General features: G+C 70.1%; 16 protein-coding genes and 1 tRNA gene. 7 read left to right on the plus strand and 10 right to left on the minus strand.

Annotated elements, in window-relative coordinates:
• Positions 1-10: 10 nt before the first annotated feature.
• On the minus strand, positions 11-1,117 hold the full coding sequence (locus EPO51_RS13700; RefSeq protein WP_293351387.1) for an HlyD family secretion protein: 1,107 nt from the start codon (positions 1,115-1,117) through the stop codon (positions 11-13).
• 159 nt (positions 1,118-1,276) lie between these two features.
• On the opposite strand from EPO51_RS13700, the gene EPO51_RS13705 reads away from it, so the two are divergent.
• On the plus strand, positions 1,277-2,524 hold the full coding sequence (locus tag EPO51_RS13705; protein WP_293351389.1) for a UbiH/UbiF/VisC/COQ6 family ubiquinone biosynthesis hydroxylase: 1,248 nt from the start codon (positions 1,277-1,279) through the stop codon (positions 2,522-2,524).
• A gap of 32 nt (positions 2,525-2,556) precedes the next feature.
• Here EPO51_RS13705 and EPO51_RS13710 read toward each other — a convergent pair whose 3' ends face one another.
• The 4 genes from EPO51_RS13710 to EPO51_RS13725 all read right to left on the minus strand — a co-directional run bounded on the left by EPO51_RS13710 (position 2,557) and on the right by EPO51_RS13725 (position 4,914).
• On the minus strand, positions 2,557-2,757 hold the full coding sequence (locus tag EPO51_RS13710) for a Trm112 family protein (protein ID WP_293351391.1): 201 nt from the start codon (positions 2,755-2,757) through the stop codon (positions 2,557-2,559).
• 9 nt (positions 2,758-2,766) lie between these two features.
• Positions 2,767-3,423 (minus strand): LON peptidase substrate-binding domain-containing protein, encoded by a 657-nt coding sequence (locus EPO51_RS13715; protein WP_465246606.1) that lies wholly within the window; start codon positions 3,421-3,423, stop codon positions 2,767-2,769.
• An 11-nt stretch (positions 3,424-3,434) separates the two neighbouring features.
• A complete protein-coding gene (locus EPO51_RS13720) occupies positions 3,435-4,334 on the minus strand; it encodes a thioredoxin family protein (protein WP_293351395.1) in 900 nt (299 codons plus the stop codon).
• Positions 4,335-4,404: 70 nt separating this feature from the next.
• On the minus strand, positions 4,405-4,914 hold the full coding sequence (locus tag EPO51_RS13725) for a prolyl-tRNA synthetase associated domain-containing protein (protein ID WP_293351397.1): 510 nt from the start codon (positions 4,912-4,914) through the stop codon (positions 4,405-4,407).
• 212 nt (positions 4,915-5,126) lie between these two features.
• On the opposite strand from EPO51_RS13725, the gene EPO51_RS13730 reads away from it, so the two are divergent.
• From EPO51_RS13730 to EPO51_RS13740, 3 genes are all read left to right on the plus strand, one after another.
• Positions 5,127-5,843 (plus strand): PEPxxWA-CTERM sorting domain-containing protein, encoded by a 717-nt coding sequence (locus tag EPO51_RS13730; protein WP_293351398.1) that lies wholly within the window; start codon positions 5,127-5,129, stop codon positions 5,841-5,843.
• Between the two features lie 163 nt (positions 5,844-6,006).
• A complete protein-coding gene (locus EPO51_RS13735; protein WP_293351399.1) occupies positions 6,007-6,750 on the plus strand; it encodes a DUF6065 family protein in 744 nt (247 codons plus the stop codon).
• A gap of 91 nt (positions 6,751-6,841) precedes the next feature.
• A tRNA-Gly gene (locus tag EPO51_RS13740) sits at positions 6,842-6,916 on the plus strand.
• Between the two features lie 7 nt (positions 6,917-6,923).
• Here EPO51_RS13740 and EPO51_RS13745 read toward each other — a convergent pair.
• From EPO51_RS13745 to EPO51_RS13760, 4 genes are all read right to left on the minus strand, one after another.
• Positions 6,924-7,847, minus strand: coding sequence for a glycosyltransferase family 2 protein (locus EPO51_RS13745; protein WP_293351401.1), 924 nt, complete (start codon positions 7,845-7,847; stop codon positions 6,924-6,926).
• Positions 7,823-9,073 carry a nitric oxide synthase oxygenase gene (locus EPO51_RS13750; RefSeq protein WP_293351403.1) on the minus strand — a complete coding sequence of 417 codons (1,251 nt, stop codon included), beginning with the start codon at positions 9,071-9,073 and terminating at the stop codon, positions 7,823-7,825. The genes EPO51_RS13745 and EPO51_RS13750 overlap by 25 nt, the downstream gene beginning before the upstream one ends.
• Positions 9,074-9,081: 8 nt before the next feature.
• Positions 9,082-10,605 (minus strand): B12-binding domain-containing radical SAM protein, encoded by a 1,524-nt coding sequence (locus EPO51_RS13755; protein ID WP_293351405.1) that lies wholly within the window; start codon positions 10,603-10,605, stop codon positions 9,082-9,084.
• 119 nt (positions 10,606-10,724) lie between these two features.
• Entirely contained in the window at positions 10,725-11,867 is a 1,143-nt protein-coding gene (locus EPO51_RS13760) for a glycosyltransferase (protein WP_293351407.1), read from the minus strand.
• A gap of 67 nt (positions 11,868-11,934) precedes the next feature.
• Between EPO51_RS13760 and EPO51_RS13765 the strand changes: the two genes are divergently transcribed.
• From EPO51_RS13765 to EPO51_RS13775, 3 genes are all read left to right on the plus strand, one after another.
• Complete coding sequence (locus tag EPO51_RS13765) at positions 11,935-13,086, plus strand: sugar-transfer associated ATP-grasp domain-containing protein (RefSeq protein ID WP_293351409.1); 1,152 nt, start codon at positions 11,935-11,937, stop codon at positions 13,084-13,086.
• Positions 13,087-13,181: 95 nt separating this feature from the next.
• Positions 13,182-14,207, plus strand: coding sequence for a D-alanine--D-alanine ligase family protein (locus tag EPO51_RS13770; protein ID WP_293351411.1), 1,026 nt, complete (start codon positions 13,182-13,184; stop codon positions 14,205-14,207).
• The gene (locus tag EPO51_RS13775) at positions 14,194-15,000 is read left to right on the plus strand and encodes an NTP transferase domain-containing protein (protein ID WP_293351413.1); all 807 of its coding nucleotides are present in this window, start codon (positions 14,194-14,196) and stop codon (positions 14,998-15,000) included. The genes EPO51_RS13770 and EPO51_RS13775 overlap by 14 nt, the downstream gene beginning before the upstream one ends.
• A gap of 16 nt (positions 15,001-15,016) precedes the next feature.
• Here EPO51_RS13775 and EPO51_RS13780 read toward each other — a convergent pair whose 3' ends face one another.
• Positions 15,017-16,483 carry an SH3 domain-containing protein gene (locus tag EPO51_RS13780; RefSeq protein ID WP_293351415.1) on the minus strand — a complete coding sequence of 489 codons (1,467 nt, stop codon included), beginning with the start codon at positions 16,481-16,483 and terminating at the stop codon, positions 15,017-15,019.
• Between the last annotated feature and the right edge of the window lie 3 nt (positions 16,484-16,486).

Here is a 16,486-nt window from a genome sequence, read left to right on the forward strand (position 1 = left end):
GGCCGCCGGACTAGTTCTGCGCGCCCTGGCGGGCGAAACGGGCCGGCGTCTGGCCGGACTCGGCGAACGACGGGCCCGTGTCGCGGGTGACGTCCACCTTGACCTTCAGCGACAGGCCGGGGCGCAGACCCCCGGCCAGCTTCTGGTTACGGTCGATGGCGATGCGGACCGGCAGGCGCTGGGTGATCTTGGTGAAGTTGCCCACCGCATTCTCCACCGGGATCAAGGCGAACTCGGCGCCGGTGGCAGGAGCGAAGCTGGCGACCCTGCCTTTGATGACGTCCTTGCCGAAGGCGTCCGCATGGATCTCCACCGGCTGGCCCAGCCGCAGGCGGGACACCTGGGTCTCCTTGAAGTTGGCCACCACATAGGCGTCGGCCAGGGGCACGATGCTCATCAGGGCGCCGCCCGGGCGGACGTACTGGCCGATGCGGACGGCGCGGGCGCCGACGACGCCGGCCACCGGCGCGCGAATCTCGGTGCGCGAAAGGTCGATGCGGGTCTGTTCGGCGGCGGCGCGGGCCGCGGCGGCCTGGGCCAGGCTCTGGTCGCGGGCGGAGCCCAGCGACTGGGCGGCGCGGCGTTCCGCTTCAAGCGCGGCCTTGGCTTGGCCGACGCCGGCGGCAGCCTGCTGCTGGACGCTGCGGGCGGTCTGGGCGCGCTGCGGAGAGACCCAGCCCGACTGGGCCAGGGCGCCGTACCGCTTCATCTCGGCGTCCGCGAGGCTCGCCTCGGCGTGGGCGCTGTCCACCATGGCGGCCTTCTGGGCGATCATCGCCTGCTCCAGCCGGGCCTTGTCGTCCACGGCGGCGACGGCGGCCTCGAGGGCTTGGGCATTGGCCTCGGCCTGGGCCAGGCGAGCCTTGAGCGTGGCTGGATCGATCCGCACCAGCACCTGGCCCGGGCTCACAGGTTGATTGTCGTCCACCAGCACCTCGGCGACATAGCCGTCCACCAGCGGCGCGACGGTGACCTTGTCGGCGGCCACGAAGGCGTTGTCGGTGGTCTCGTACTTCTGCTTGTCGATCCACCAGAAGCCGCCGCCCACGGCGACCGCCAAGGCGGCCAGTCCGCCCGCGGCGATGGGGACGATGCGGCCCTTGAGTCTGCCGGCCATCACGCTGAGTCCTTCGCCCGAAAAATGGACCCAGCGGTCCACCCCACATGTCGGGAGATATGCCCGCCCCCGGTTAGCCGCAAGTGAAGATTGGACGGCAGGGTCCAACTTTAGTCGTGGCGTCTGGACGCAGGGCGGGGTTCGTGGCCTATCCGCGTCATGAGCCAGGATGCCGACGTCATCATCGCGGGCGCGGGGATCGCCGGGGCGACACTCGCCCTGTCGCTGGCGCGAGCCGGCCTGAAGCCGGTGCTGATCGACCCGGTGGCCTTCGACGCCCAGGTTGCGCCCACCTTCGACGGGCGCGCCTCGGCCATCGCCTACGCCGCCTACCGCCAGTGGCGCGCGCTGGGCCTGGCCGACGCTTTGGACCCGCACGCGCAGCGGATCGAGCAGATCCTGGTCACCGACGGCACGACCCCCGGGGCCGCGGCGGGCGGGCCGTCGCCGTTCTTCCTGCGCTTCGACTCAGCCGAGATCGCCGACCGGTCCGACGGCGAGCCGCTGGGTTATCTGCTGGAGAACCGCCACACCCGCGCCGTGCTCGCCGCCGCCGTCCAGGCTGCGGGGATCGAGGTGCTGGCGCCAGCCCGGGTGACGAAAGCCGTGTTCGGCGCCCGATCGGCCGAGGTGACCCTGGCGGACGGCCGGACCTTGAGCGCACCGCTGGCGGTTGGCGCCGAGGGCCGCGGCTCGGTGATCCGGGCGGAGGCGGGGATCGGCGCCATCGGCTGGAACTATTCGCAGACCGGCGTGGTGGCGACGGTGCGGATGGAACGGCCGCACGAGGGCGTGGCCCATGAGTATTTCCTGCCCGGCGGGCCGTTCGCCATCCTGCCCCTGACCGGCGATCGCGCCAGCCTGGTCTGGACGGAGAGCACCGCGCGTGGCGCGGCGCTGAAGACGGCGCGGCCGGAGATCTTCCAGGCGCACCTGGAGCGGCGGTTCGGCGACTTCCTGGGCGGGCTGACGGTGGAGGGGCCGGTGTTCACCTATCCCCTGAGCCTGCAGCTCGCGGAGCGGTTCACGGCCCCGCGCACCGCCCTGCTGGGCGACGCCGCGCACGGCGTCCATCCGATCGCGGGCCAGGGGCTGAACCTTGGGCTGAAGGGCGCCGCCGCCCTGGCCGAAGTGCTCGTGGATGCGTTGCGTGTCGGCGAGGACATCGGCTCGGAGGTGGTGTTGGAGCGCTACGCCGCCTGGCGCCGCTTCGACACCGTGACCCTGTCGGCCGGCATGGACGCCTTCGTCCGCCTGTTCTCGAACGACAATCCGCTGCTGCGCCTGGCCCGCGGCGCCGGCATGGCGGCGGTGAACCGCGTGGCGCCGGCCCGGCGCTTCTTCATGCACGAGGCCGGCGGCGCGGTGGGGGATCTGCCCCGGCTGCTGAAGGGCGAGGCGCTATAGAGTCCGTTCCCCTCGGGACGGTCACGGCGGGACTACTCCCCTTCGCCCAGCTCGCGGGCCTCTTCAGGCAGCATGATCGGCACGCCGTCGCGGATCGGGTAGGCCAGACGCGCGCGGCGGCTGACCAGCTCGCCCTTCTCGCGGTCGTAGTCCAGCGGGCCGCGGGTCACCGGGCAGACCAGGATCTCGAGCAGGCGCGGGTCGACGTCGAGGTTGGGAGTAGGGTCGCTCATGGCGTCCCTCTACTGCAGAGGATGCGGCTCGTCATCCGGATCGGAGGCGTCGATCTCGAGCAGGGTGGTCAGCACCTCGAAGCGGCCGGCCAGGTCCGGAGCCTCGAGGAACGCCTGCTTCTCCGCCGGCTCGAACGGCAGGCCCATGCAGAGGCTGTTGACCAGAGCCTCCAGCGGGGCCTCGTGGGCGGTCTCCCAGTCGATATCGAGCTCGCGCTGGTTGAGGTAGCGCTTCAGCGCCGTGGCGAACCGGGAGCGGGCGGCTTCGCTGGCCACGGCCTCGTCGTCGCCGAGGTCGTCGCCGAAGCGCTCGTAGTTGGCGCGCAGCTGGCGATAGGGCAGACGCAGGTCCAGCTCCTCGCCCGCCTGGAAACGGCAGACGCCGGTGAGGGTAATCAGGTAGCGGCCGTCGGAGGTCTCGGCGTAGCTGGTGATCCGGCCCACGCAGCCCACCTGGGCCAGCTTCGGCCGCGAACGGCTGCCGCCCCGCGTCTGGATCATGCCGATCACCCGGTCGCCGGCCATGGCGTCGTCCACCATGTTGAGATAGCGCGGCTCGAAGATCTGCAGGGGCAGCTCGCCGCCAGGCAGCAGCAGGGCGCCGTCCAGCGGGAACACGGGGATCAGCTGCGGCAGGTCGGAAAGCTGGCGGTAGGACGCCATCAGGCGGGTTCCCCTCAACTGAACAGGATCGACGACAGCTTGCGGCGGCCCTGCTTCGCGACGTCGGACATCTGCCCGGCCGCCTCGAAGATGGTCAGGAGCTGCCTGCGCGCCGCTTCGTCGTTCCAGGCCCGGTCGCGGCGGATGCTCTCGATGAGCTGGTCCACCGCCTCGTGCATCCGGCCGCCGGCGGCCAGCGCCTTGGCGTACTCCAGGCGCGCCTCGTGGTCGTCGCCGTCGGCCAGGATCCGGGCCTCGAACTCGGCGGTCTCGGACGGGGCCTCGGCGGCCAGCGCCAGGGCCGCGCGCACGGCGTCGATGCCGGGGTCCTTCGCCCCCTCGGGCGCCATCTCCAGCACCTCGGCGGCCCGCTCCAGGTCGCCGGATTGCTGATAGAGGCGCGCCATGCCGCCGATGGCCTTCACATTGCCGGGCTCCATCTGGAGCGCCTGGGCGTAGGCCTGGGCGGCGCCGCCCAGGTCGCCCAGGTCGAGCGACTCCTTGGCCATCTCCAGGAGTTCGTCGACGGGCGAGCCGCCGCCTTGCTTGGCCAGCCGGTCGACGAAGGCCTTCACCTGGCTGTCGGGCAGGGCGCCCATGAAGCCGTCCACCGGGCGGCCGTCGACGAACGCGAAGACCGCGGGGATCGACTGCACGCGCAGCTGGCCGGCGTACGCGGGGTTCTGGTCGATATCGACTTTCACCAGCTTCACCGCGCCCTTGGCGGCCAGGACGGCCTTCTCGATGGCCGGGCCCAGCTGGCGGCAAGGGCCGCACCAGGGCGCCCAGAAGTCGACGATCACCGGCGTGGTCTTCGAGGCCTCGACCACGTCGGCCACGAAGCTCGCGTCCGTGGTGTCCTTGATGAGGTCGGCGGCCGCCGGCGCGCCTTGGGTTTCCCCGATCAGGGTCATCGACTGAAAATCCCTTGTCTGATGTCGTGGAACGTCTTCACGCAAAGATGGTCGCAAGTCGGCGTCATCGCTAGTTGCCGATCGCGGCCATCGCGACGAAGTCGACCACGAGCGGCTGGATATCCAGAGCCTTCAGGAATTTCCGAAAGCCCGCCGCGCTGACCGTCGTGGTCGCGGTGTTGGTGAGCGGATGGAAGTTGACTAGGTCCGCTTCAGCCAGGGTGCGGTCCAGAACGAAGCGCACGCGACGGGCCTTGTCGTTGATCAAGGCGAAGGCCGTTACCGAGCCCGGCGTGACGCCCAGCGTCGCCTCCATCAGCGCCTCATTGCCGAACGACAGCCGACCCGATCCAATCACGTGATGCAGGCGCTTCAGGTCGATCTTGGCGTGGCATTCCGCTGAGATGAGCCAGAGCTCGTCCCTGGCGTCCTTCAGGAACAGGTTCTTGGTGTGCGCGCCGGGGATCCGCGCCTTGATGTCGGCGCCTTCGCCGACCGTAAAGACGGCCGGATGGTCGTGGGTGACGGCCTCGACGCCCGCTGCTGCAAGGAAGGTCAATAGTTCGTTGCGAGTCACCATCTATCCCGTCATAGTCAAGCTGACGCGCCGGCTTTGATCTACCCGTTACGGTCGTTGGATTGTGAAGCTTATCTGCTTGTTTTTGCAGAGCTTCCTAAAAACATACACCTATCAGGCGAATCGATTCGGCGTTCAATCGACCTTAATCTATTCTTAAGGCTGAAGGTCGCGTCCGGCATTTTCGGGGCGGACCAAGCGCTGGGGAAGACAACATGAAGATGCGTATGCTACTCGCGGCGTCTGCCGCTCTCGGTCTGACTATGGCAGCCTCGTCCGCCAACGCCCTCATCACGGTGGCGGGTACGGAACAGAACGACCTGTACGGCAACACGCTCGCCGCCCACGGTCAGACGATGCTCTACGATTTCGATGCGATCGCGGTCGCGAACGTCTCGTTCACGGGCGGCACCGAAATCACCACCACGCCCGATCCGATCAGCACCTCGGCTCCGCCGCCGCTCCCGCTGGCGGATGGCGGCGTGCCGGTGACGAGCAACGCCAACCCGGCGGGCACGGTTTACGTCGACCCGACCGACTACATGTCGGTTGGCGGCGGTGGCTCCGCCACGTTCGCCGGCGAGAACGGCAACTTCTTCCGTTCGTTCAGCTTCTACATGGGCTCGCCGGACACCTACAACAAGGTCACGTTCCACCTGCGTGACGGCACGACGAAAGTGCTGGAAGGCACCGCGATCTGGGGCGGCAATCCGGCCGGCGACGGCAACCGTGAAAACGGCTACCGCGTCTATTACGACTTCGGCGGCTCGGGCGTGGACGCGATCACCTTCGAATCGAGCCAGAACTCGTTCGAGTTCGACGGTCTCGCCGGCACCCTGGGCGTTCCGGAACCCGGCACCTGGGCCCTGATGATCATGGGCTTCGGCGGCGCCGGCGCGATGATCCGTCGTCGCAAGATGGCCGTGGCCTAGTACGACTTCGCCGCGAAGCCTTCTGGCTTCGCCGGCAACAAGGACAGCCCCGGTCGCGCAAGCGGCCGGGGCTTTTCTTTGTGCGCAGACTCAGTCCGCTGGACGTGAGCGCGGCGCGGCGCTTAAGGGTCATTGGCCGTCAGCCAATGCGTATGTGAGACCCATGGAACTGGAATGCTTCCCGACCACGGAGCGCCCGCCGGAGATCGTGCCGGGGCGGCCGCAACGGGCCTGGATGGACGCCTTCACCGCGCGCCACCCCTATCGCTGCCTACCGCTCAGCATGGCCAACTCCTCGGGTTGGGAGATCCTGTGCCCGGTGGCCTTCACCGCGGAGTGGAACGGCGGCCTGATGCAAGCCGACCTGACCCTGAAGCCGGACTATCCGAACCCCGACTTCCACCGCCTGGCCACCAGCCACTTCAGCCATGGGGTGCTGACCCTCCACCCCGGCTACCTGTTCCGCACGCCCCCGGGCTGGTCGATGATGGCCATGGGGCCGCCCAACCACGTGAAGGACGGCATTCAGGCGCTGGCGGGCGTGGTGGAGACCGACTGGCTGCCCTTCCCCTTCACGATGAACTGGATGTTCACCCGGCCCGGCCGCGTGCGCTTCGAGAAGGGCGAGCCCTTCTGCTTCATCACCCTGGTGCAGGACAAGACGCTGCACGAGATTCAGCCGGTGATCCGGCGAATGGATTCCGACCCCGAGCTGCGCCACCAGTACGACGTCTGGGAGAAGCACCGCTCAGAGTTCAACCAGAAGATCTTCCGCGGCGATCCCGAGGCCACCAAGGCGGCCTGGCAGCGCTACTATTTCAAGGGCGAGTTCCCCGAAGAGGTCAACGCGCCGAACCCCGAAGGCCATGTGAACAAGCGCCGATTGAAGGCCCCGAAATTCCGCTGACGCCCGAGGCGATCGGACCGCTTGCAAAGCCAAAGTCCGTCTGCCATAAGGCCGCCTCTCGCATTTGGGGCTTGTTCAGTCCCTACGGAGCGCGGGCGTAGCTCAGTGGTAGAGCACAACCTTGCCAAGGTTGGGGTCGAGAGTTCGAATCTCTTCGCCCGCTCCAAATTTTCCTAGACATCGGTTGGTTCGACGGTGTCGGTGCCGCCCCGTGGGACGGGCTGGCGTACGGGCGCCCATGCCGAGCCGGAGCCCCGGTAGGCGACCAGCGCAGCGGCCGCCCGCACATAGAGATATGCAGGAAGGTTGGGCCAGACGTCGACCCTCCGGACCACATGCGCGAGATTGCGCCAGGGACCCGCGCCAGGGTCGCGCCGCTCGCCCCCGCGGCCTGGCGGCAGTAACCGAAGCTGCCGATTGCCGGCATGCCACCGGCTTACGGTGCGGATCAGGCGCGCCCCGTCGGGGAAGGTGACTACGAACCCTCCGCTGTCGGTCAGCCGGCGCTCGGCCTTCAGAAAGCACGATCTGACGAACGCATCGTCGGCCACCAGGTCCGGGAAGTCGCGCCAGCGCTCGCGGCCGGCGGCGCTGACGCCATAGCAGCCGGCGCCGACGACATCGCCGGCCACCGCCGGGAGGGAAGACCAGACCCGGGCGAACGCGCGCGTGATCGGGCTGCGGGACGGCGCGAGGCGCAACGGTGGCGCGGCCAGCACCGCGGCGGAGCCTGACAGAGTCCCGGCCAGCGACGTCAGCGTGCCGGGCAGCAGCGTCACGTCGGCGTCTAGATAGACCGCCGCACAGCCTCGCCGCTCGGCGTCGCCTCGGTTCAGGGCCGACGCCTTGCCGGCGGACGATGCCTCGATGATCCGGACCGGGACGCCTGCCGAGTCCAGCCGGCGATGGCCCCGGGCGGCTGCCTCCAGGGTCGCGCCGCGATCCGGTCCGTTGACGATGACGACCACCAGGAGGTCCAGGCCGCCGGCGTCGTCGGCGATGCTGTCCAGGCAAGCCTCGAGGGTTGCGCCTTCCCCGCGGGCTGGGATGATGATGTCGAGCGCCGGCGGCCTCACCGCCGCCGCTCGCGGATCCACTTCCGCCACCGCCGCTGCAGGCGTCGCCAGCGGCCGAGCATGCGCCCCTCGACCTCGGTCGATCGCCTCACGGCGAGGTCCGCCCCGTCCGAGGCCCGCGATCGGTAGAAGTTCGGCACGTCGCTCAGGCCGTTCATGGGCAGATGGAACACAGGGCATGCCGCCGAGGCCTGGGGCGGCACGATCCAGGCCCAGTCGGCGGCGACCGCTCTGGCGGCCGCCTGCTCGGTTCGCACGAAGGTCAGGTGCCATTCGCTCGCGGCATGGTGGTCGCAGATCGAGACCCCGGCCTCGTCGAACGAGTACAGGATGGCCCTGTTCAACTCGGTCAGGACGTCGTCCTTCCAGAGCCGCTCGGAGCGATCAATGCCCATGGCGTCCGCCGCGGGCTCCAGCAGGTCGTAGCGAGCGCTGTCCACGAGGTTTCGGGAAGCGATCTCCGTGCCCTGGTAGAAGCCGTTGAAGGGAGCGCAGGGATAGTCGATCCCGCCGATCGAGAGGATCATGTCGCTGACAAACGGGACCGCGTACCAGCGCAGGCCGAGGTCGGCGAGCCCGGCGCGGGAGGGATGCCGGATCTGGACCTCGCGGACGAGATCCTTCGGCAGGGGATAGATCCGCCGGCCGCCGCCGGGCGTGCGGAGCATCAGAGGCAGGACGTCGAATGGACCCTGAGGTTCGGGCGGTCGCCAACCCAAGGATCGGGCGATGCGGGTGAATTCGAGGTTTTGGGGATCGCCGATCACGCCGCCGGATGGGTCGAGATAACCCGCATACTGGATGAGCTGGGCGTTCTCGGCATAGGGCGGGCTGGCCTCGCCCTTCACGGGCGGAAAGATGGAGATGATCGGCGCCACCCGATCTCCCGCGTGGGCCATCCGGATTTGCGCGAACAGGCGCGAGGCCATCTCGTCCGGCTCGGTCACAGATCGGCAGTCGATCACCTCCAACGATTTCCAGAAGAGCCGGCCGATGCACCGAGCGGAATTCCGCCAGGCGACCCGCGCGCCGAACGCCAGCTCGTCAGCGGTGTGTTCGTACCAGCCTTCCCGCCGCAGCGACCGCAGCACCTCGGCCCGCCGGGCTTTCATGGCGGCCATGGGCAGGCCGGTCTCCCGGTGAAAGAGCTCGACGAATGCGGCGGTCTCTTCGGCCCGCTCGCCCGGCGTGAGATGCCGCAGGCGTCGCCTGAGGGGGTCTGAGCGCGAGGCTGTGTCGACGAACAAGGCGCGCCCTACATCAGGCCGTCGAAGGCTCGCGCCGACGAGCGGATCGGACGCCGGTTGATCGCATAGACCGCCCTCAGGACCTTCAGCTTGGCCTTTCGATATGAGGCGCTGGAGCCGTCCCGGCTCACATACCGCGCCTGCGCCCGCCGGCCGTCCAGCCGTGTTAGCCGCAGGTTGGGATACGCTTCGGGGCTTTCCATCACCGCACGATGGATGGGTGTTCCGACCGGTATGGAAAATTCATTGTAGCGGATGCGGTCGATATAGTCCGAGTGCCGTTCCAGGAACTCGGCGGTCAGTTCCAGGTCCCGCACCGTCTCGCCGGGGAAACCCTTGAACATGGTGGCGCGCACGCTGAGCCCGGCTTCGTGAGCGTTGCGGATGAACTCTGCGTTCCCTTCGACGCTGCAACCCTTGTCCATCGCATCCAGCAGCGCCTGGCTGCCGCTCTCGAGGCCGAAGCTGACCCGGCGCATGCCGGCGGCGACGGCGGCGCGCAGGTCCTTCTTCGAGAGCCCGTTGTCGCGGCGCTGGTCGACGTGGACGGTGCCGATCCATTGCGCGCCCCGCACATTGCGCTGGGCGCCCTCCACGATGCCGCGCATCAGCTCCGGGTTGGAGTTCAGCTTGAGGTCGAGGAAGAGGAAGTTGCTTGTGCCGTGCCGCCGGGACTGTTCGCGCATCTCATGCAGCACATGATCGGCCGAACGATTTCGGAAGGTCCGACCGCTCACCGAGACCACGTCACTGCAGAACGTGCAGCGGCTCCACTGACATCCACGGCTGGCCATCAGGGGAATGATCCGAACCCTGTAACGGTCCCACGGGAAATCGGTGAAGTCGGCCACCGGCGTCGCATCCAGCGGCCTCAGGGGTGGCGCGGCGCCCGAGCGGCGCCCGTCGGGCAAGGTTATGCCGGGGAAGGAGAGCAGGTCGCCGCCCTCGCAGGCCGTGCGGACGATGTCGGGCGCCGAAACGTCCGTTTCCGCCCCGACCACAGCCGTCAATCCAGGTATCTTGGCCCAGACCGTCGCGGCGCTCTCCAGGTTGAACATCGGTCCGCCCAGCAGCATGGGCACGCCATGCCGCTGGGCGAGTTTCCCAAGCTCCACCACGGTGGGGTAGTGCTGCATGTAGGCCGACAACAGCAGCACGTCGGGCTTAGCGGCCAGGGCCCGCTCAGTTTCCGCGATGACCCGCGCATGCGGGCGATCCAGCCACCAGCGCCGCACGCCCCGCAGGCCGTCCCGGGCAGACCGGAACGCCGGGTGGGTCGACAGGTGGATCCGGCGCATCAGATGGTCATGGAGGGCCTCGGCCCGCTCCCGCTCGGCGGCGGGTACGTCATAGGCCAAGGGCGACAGCAGCTCGACGGCGAAGCCGGCGTTGCGCAGCGACGCCACCAGGATGCCGACAGCCAGGGTCGGGAAGGTCGAAAAGTTGTTCAGGTCGATCACCAGGGCCTTGTGCAGACCGCGATTCAGGGCCGTGATGCGCTCGGCGGCGCTGCCGCTACGAACCGGTTTCAACGCGACTTCCCCCGGATACAAACTCAGTCCCGTAGGGCGAGAGTAGCAAGAAGCGTGCCTCGTGGGGTTGCTGGATTGTCGCGCGCCCACCCAAGAATGTGAATGCGGCGTGACGGCAACTAACCTGCCGCCGCCATCCTCGGCGCGCGCCGCCGGCGGGGCGTTCCGGCCGCAAGCACCTCGTCCACCAGCCGGGCATAGGCATGGTTGGTCAGGCTGAGGTCGTAGGCGATGGCGCGGTCCTGCGGGCGCACGGGCGCCTCGGTCTGGGCCAGCAGGGCCTGGGCCAGGGCGTCGGGGTCCTGGCCATCGAACAGCAGGCCGTAGCGGCCCTCGTCCAGCACCTGGGCGGCGTCACCGGCGATCCGTGAGGCCACGACGGGCGCGCCCGCCGCCAGCGCCTCAAGCAGGGCCAGGGACGAGGTCTCCCAGCGGGACGGCAGGGCGAACACCGCGGCGCGGCTCAGCCAGGCGAAGACGTTGCCGGTTTCGCCCGCCAGCAGGAAGTCGTCGCCCAGGCCGGCGTCGCGCGCCAGGCCCTCCAGCCGCGCCCGCTCGGACGCTGCGCCGCCACCGATGATCGCCAGGCGCAGGCGGCGCGTTCCGCGCGCCCGGCCCACGGCCTCGATCAGCAGGTCGAAGTTCTTCTGCGGTCGCAGCCGGCCGATGCCGACCACCACCGGCGTCGGTTCCTCCAGCCATGGATGCGGCGCCGGGGCCCGGGCGAGCCGCCTGGCCAGGGCGTTGTCCACCCCGTTCGGCAGCTCGGCGGCCCGGCCCGAGGCGATCGCCTCGGCGAACAGCGGCAACCGCCGCAGCGCGCGGCCCACCACCACCACCCTGGCGGCGTCGAGGATCAGCAGCTTCATCCACGCCAGGCGCGTGCGGCTCTTCAGTCCGTCGTCGCGCGCCACCTCGTTGCTGATGCAGTAGATGCGCGCGATGTGGCGCAGCCCCTGGCAGGCCAGGAACGGCGTCCAGTGCCCCATGTTGCCGACCGACATCAGGGCGCCGGCCGGCTGGCCGGAGAGCCAGGCCCTGAGGCGCAGCGCGGCGGCCCCGCGGCCCAGGGCGCCCTCCTTCTCCGCGAGGACCTTCAGCGCGAACGGCCCACGCGCCGCCTCTTCCGCGAAGAAGCCATCGCCATAGCCCGCGACCAAGGTGGTCGGGTGGTCCTCCGCCAGCCGCCTGGCGAAGTCGATGGCGTTGCGCACCACGCCGCTGGAGCGAAGGTCGTGGACGTAGAGATAGACGTGGCGCATCGCAGGCTCCGGCGAAGATCGCCCGTGCTACCGCCGTACTGTAACAATCGGATGCTAGGCCGCCCCGATGGGGTACGATCGGCTCTATTTCCTCAAGAAGGCCTACGCGATCTATCCGGGCGTCACGGCGCCGGTGAGCGGTCGGTTCCTGGCCGAGCACTACCGCCGGCGGCGGGCCCTGCGCGGGCCCTTGCGGGCGGCCCTGGACGTCCTGGTGGGCCTGGGTTTCCGGGCCTGGATCCCGTGGCGCGCGCGCAAGGTGCAGAGGAAGTTCGGCCTGGACGGCGCCTGGCGCGCGCGGGCCATCCAGATCGCGCGGATGCGCTTCGCCGACCCGCAGGACGTGGCCCTGTTCCGCATCGACGAGGCCGCGGCCCTGGACGGATACATCCGGCGTTTCGAGGATGCGGCGCTGAACAAGCTGATCAACCCACTGGGCTGGACGCCCGCCTGCGCCCTGGCCGACAAGGCGCGGTTCTACGCCCGCTGCCGCGACGCCGGCCTGCCGCATCCCGAGACGGTGGCGGTGATCGAGGCCGGGCGGTTCACGCTCCACGCCGACCCAGCCGGCCGCGAGCTGGTGGCCAAGCCGGCGGACGGCGAGGGTGGCGACGGGTTGGTCCTGCTGGGCGCCTTCGCCGACGCGGCCGACTTCGAGGCGCGGCTGCCGGCGGCGCTGACGGCCTCGCGCGGGGCGACGGTGATCCAGCCCCGGATCGGGACCCATCCCGCGCTGCGCGACCTGGCCCTGGCCGCCCTGCCCACGGTGCGCGTGGTGACCATCCTGGACGAAGCGGGCGCGCCCGAGGTGGTCAGCGCGACCTTCCGCTTCGCGTCGGACCCCGCCGCGCGGGTCGACAACATGAAGGCCGGGGGCCTGATCGCCGCGGTGGACCTGGAGGCCGGGACCCTGGGCGTGGCCTGCCGCGGCTATGGCGGCGGGGACCATGAGGTCCACCCGGTGACGGGCGCGCGGATCACCGGCCGGGCGCTGCCGGACTGGGCGGCGGTCAAGGCCCTCTCGGTATGGGCCCATGCGCAGGCGTTCGCCGACTATGCCCTCGTCGGATGGGACGTGGCCATGACGCCGGGCGGCCCGCTGCTGGTCGAGGGCAACGGCAAGCCGGGGGTGCTGATGCCCCAGCGGGCGGCCCGGCGCGGCCTGGGCGAGGGCCGCTATGGCGCGCTGCTCGCTCATCATCTTGCCACCAAAGCGTAGCGTGGGCGTCACGCGCGGCGCGTACCTGAGCGGCGAAGGCCCGTCGTCCCTGAGTCGGCCGACCACTCGCCGGGCCGCGGATTGGGGAGAATCCGATGAGCCGTCACGCCATGCCGCGCGCCATTCCCGCGGCCCTGAAACGCACCCTGAGGGTCCTGTTCGTCGCCAAGCACGCCCGATGGGACGGCGGCCTGCACCCCGACGACGGCACCCACGCCGTCTATCACCGGGAAATGCGCCAGGTGCTGGAGGCCATCGGCCTGAACCTGGTGCTGGCCGACGACTACCGGGTGCTGTTCGACGAGCCGCTGGTGGACTTCGTCTTCCCGTTGCTGAATCGCGGCGGTTTTCTGAACTCCGAGATGCTGCTGCCGCTGCTGTGCGAGCGGCTGGACCTGCCGTACCTGGGCGCCACGCCCATCCTGCGCGGCCTGGCCGACGACAAGCACCTGGCCAAGCGGGCGGCGCTGGCCCGCGGCGTGCCGACCGCGCCCTGGGCCATCTTCCGCCGGGGCGCGCCGATCGAGGCCGCGGCCTGCCCGCCCGGCGAACGCTTCGTGATCAAGCCGAACGCCAGCTCGGCCAGTTGGGGGGTCTCGGACGCCCACGACTGGGCCGGCGCGCGCCAGGCTGTGATCCGGCTGCACGACGAGGGCCACGACGCCATCGTCGAGCCGTTCATCGCCGGCCACGACATCGAGGTCTCGGTGATCACCATCGACGACGCGCCGCTGGTCCTACCCACCCAGATCGTCGAACAGGCGGACCCGGGCCTCCTGCGCACCTACCAGGAGAAGCGCAACCTTTGCGCCGGCCAGGCCTACGAGATCCGGCCGCTGACCGACCCCCGCGTGCTGGACGTGGTCGAGGCGCGGGCCCGCGAGATGATGCGCGAGTTCATGCCCTTCGACTACGGGCGCTTCGAGTTCCGCGTCGATGTGGCGACGGGCGCGATCCAGTTCCTGGAGGTCAACCTCAACTGCAACCTCTGGTCCCGGAAGACCATCGCCATGGCCGCCGCCCAGATCGGCTGGAGCCATGGCGAACTGATCGAGACGATCCTGGCCGAGAGCCTGCGCCGCCAGGGGCTGATGGCCAGGCAAATCGATGTCGCCGCCTGACCCCACGCCGTTCACGGCGATCGTGCTGGCCGCCCAGCGCGCCGGCCGGGTCGATCTCCTGGCCGTCGAGGCGGGCGTCACCAACAAGAGCCTGGCGCCCATCCAGGGCGCACCGTTGATCCGCCACGTGGTCGAGGCGCTGTTCGCCACGCCCGGGCTCAGCCGCGTGCGGATCGTGGTGGAGCCGCAGACGGCCGCCGCCATCGCGGCCGCGCTCCCCCGCGGGCCGGCCCCTGTCGACTTCGTGACCGCGGCCGACAATCTCGCCGACAGCGTCTATGCGGCCGTGGCGGGCGTGGATCAGCCGATGCTGGTGACCACCTCCGACAATGTCCTGCTGACGCCCGAGGCGGTCCGCGCGACCCTCGCGCCGCTGGCGGCGGGCGCCGACGTGTCGCTGGCGCTGGCCACGGAGGCGGCGGTGCTGGCCGCCCATCCGCAGGGTCAGCGGCGGTTCTATCGATTCTCCGACGACGCCTATTCCAACTGCAACCTCTACGCCCTCGGCGGACCGGGGGCGATGCGGGTGGCCGAGAGCTTCCGGAGCGGCGGCCAGTTCGCCAAGAAGCCGTTGCGGATGATGGTCGCCCTGGGGCCGGTCAACCTGGCCCTGCTGCTGATGAAACGCCTGTCCCTGCGCGGCGCCCTCCGGCGGCTGTCACGGCGCTTCCGGTTGGCGGTGGAGCCGGTGATCCTTGCCGACGGCGCCCAGGCCATCGACGTGGACAACGCCCGCACCTATGCGTGCGCGGAGATCCTGCTGGCCAGGCGGCGGCAGGCGCAGGCCGCCTGACCGCCTTCCGGGCGCCTCAGCCCAGCCGCCAGTTTGAGATCATGGCGTAGAACACCGACTCCTTGCGCTGGGCGGCCTGGATGTCGGTCATCAGCGTCGAGAGCCGGCCCTTTCCGTTGTCGCGCGCGGCGATGACGGACTGGTTGTAGGCGCGGATGTTCGACGGGCCGACCGGGGCCGGAGGGGGTGGCGGAGCCGGCGCGCGCCGGGCGGCCGCGCCCTTCCCCCCGCCCTTGGCGGCGGTCTGGACTGGGGCCGGGGCGGAGCCGGGCGGACCCACCTCGGCGGCGCGGACGTAGCCGGTCTGGCCGCCCACCTCGACTTCCCACCAGCCGCCGTCGGCGGCGCCGGCCTTGGCCTGCAGCGCGCTGCCCACCGGCAGGCTCTTGACCGGGGCGGCCGAGGCCACCGGGGCCGAGCGGACCACCGCGGCCCTGATGGTCACCAGGGCGGGCGGCGCGGCGGCCGGAGGGGCCTGCTGGGCCTGGCCCTGGGCCGGCGCGGCGCCCGCCTTGGGCATGGAGAGCTTGGTCACCGAGGCCGCGGTGGCATAGGCCGGCGTCTGATTGCCGAGAACCTCGGCCTCCGAAGATCCGTCGGTCATGGCGCGGCCCTGGGTGAAGGTCTTCGCCATGCCCGCGTGCTGTTCGACCACGCCCCCGGTGAGGTCGATGTCCTTCTTGAGCGCGCTGGTCAGCTCGGTCCGCTCGCGCTTGATCGCCTTGCGGTCCTTGTCGTTGCTGGCGCCGGCCAGGCGGGTGTTGATGTCGTTGAGCTGGGCCGAGCGGCACTCCACCAGTGCGGCGCCGTTGTCGGCGATCGAGCGGCTGACCGCGAGCTGGCGTCCGGCGTCCTGGTCGATGTTGAACGAGGCCTTCTTCAGGTCGCCGCCGGCCTCCTGCTCCTTGAGCTTGGCGTAGGCGTCGGCCGTCGCGACGATGGCCACCAGCACGGCCAGCGCGGCATAGGCCTTCATGTTGTCGCCGCCGCTGCCGCCGAAGCCGCCGTAGCCGCTGACGCCCGGCACATTCAGGCCCATGGCGCCGCTCAGCATGTCCTGGCCGAACATCAGCGAGGCGGTCGGGGCCGCCGCCGGCGCGCCGCCGGCCTGGGCCTGCTGCTGGGCGGCGCTCTGCATCGCCATGCCACCGACCGCGCCCATCAGGCTGCTCATGCCGCCGAACCCACCGCCGCCGAACCCGCTGCCGCCCCGGCCCATCGGGATGCCGCCGCTCATGACGGCCTTGCCCAGCACCATCGCGCCCGACTTGAGCCCCTCGCCGATGGCGGCGCTCATCTTGGATTTCTTGAGGTCGGCGTATTCCTTGTCGAGCTTCTGCAAGGGCTCGCGCTGGGGCGCGCAGGCGTTGAGGATCGCGTCCTTGCCGCCCTTGCCCTGGGCCATCACCGGCTGGACCGTCAGGCTGAGCAGCGCGACCGCGCTGACCGCCATCCGCAGCCGTGAGTTGCGAAGCGTATTCATCTG

The organism is Phenylobacterium sp. (assembly GCF_004297125.1).
Lineage (GTDB): Bacteria > Pseudomonadota > Alphaproteobacteria > Caulobacterales > Caulobacteraceae > Phenylobacterium.

Excerpts from the sequence above, each read along its gene's own strand:
- EPO51_RS13760 (WP_293351407.1), bottom strand. The coding sequence starts at position 11,867 with ATGCGCCACGTCTATCTCTACGTCCACGACCTTCGCTCCAGCGGCGTG.
- EPO51_RS13720 (WP_293351395.1), bottom strand. The coding sequence starts at position 4,334 with ATGACCCTGATCGGGGAAACCCAAGGCGCGCCGGCGGCCGCCGACCTC.
- EPO51_RS13725 (WP_293351397.1), bottom strand. The coding sequence starts at position 4,914 with ATGGTGACTCGCAACGAACTATTGACCTTCCTTGCAGCAGCGGGCGTC.
- EPO51_RS13700 (WP_293351387.1), bottom strand. The coding sequence starts at position 1,117 with ATGGCCGGCAGACTCAAGGGCCGCATCGTCCCCATCGCCGCGGGCGGA.
- EPO51_RS13765 (WP_293351409.1), top strand. The coding sequence starts at position 11,935 with ATGGGGTACGATCGGCTCTATTTCCTCAAGAAGGCCTACGCGATCTAT.
- EPO51_RS13730 (WP_293351398.1), top strand. The coding sequence starts at position 5,127 with ATGAAGATGCGTATGCTACTCGCGGCGTCTGCCGCTCTCGGTCTGACT.
- EPO51_RS13735 (WP_293351399.1), top strand. The coding sequence starts at position 6,007 with ATGGAACTGGAATGCTTCCCGACCACGGAGCGCCCGCCGGAGATCGTG.
- EPO51_RS13780 (WP_293351415.1), bottom strand. The coding sequence starts at position 16,483 with ATGAATACGCTTCGCAACTCACGGCTGCGGATGGCGGTCAGCGCGGTC.
- EPO51_RS13705 (WP_293351389.1), top strand. The coding sequence starts at position 1,277 with ATGAGCCAGGATGCCGACGTCATCATCGCGGGCGCGGGGATCGCCGGG.
- EPO51_RS13710 (WP_293351391.1), bottom strand. The coding sequence starts at position 2,757 with ATGAGCGACCCTACTCCCAACCTCGACGTCGACCCGCGCCTGCTCGAG.
- EPO51_RS13770 (WP_293351411.1), top strand. The coding sequence starts at position 13,182 with ATGAGCCGTCACGCCATGCCGCGCGCCATTCCCGCGGCCCTGAAACGC.
- EPO51_RS13775 (WP_293351413.1), top strand. The coding sequence starts at position 14,194 with ATGTCGCCGCCTGACCCCACGCCGTTCACGGCGATCGTGCTGGCCGCC.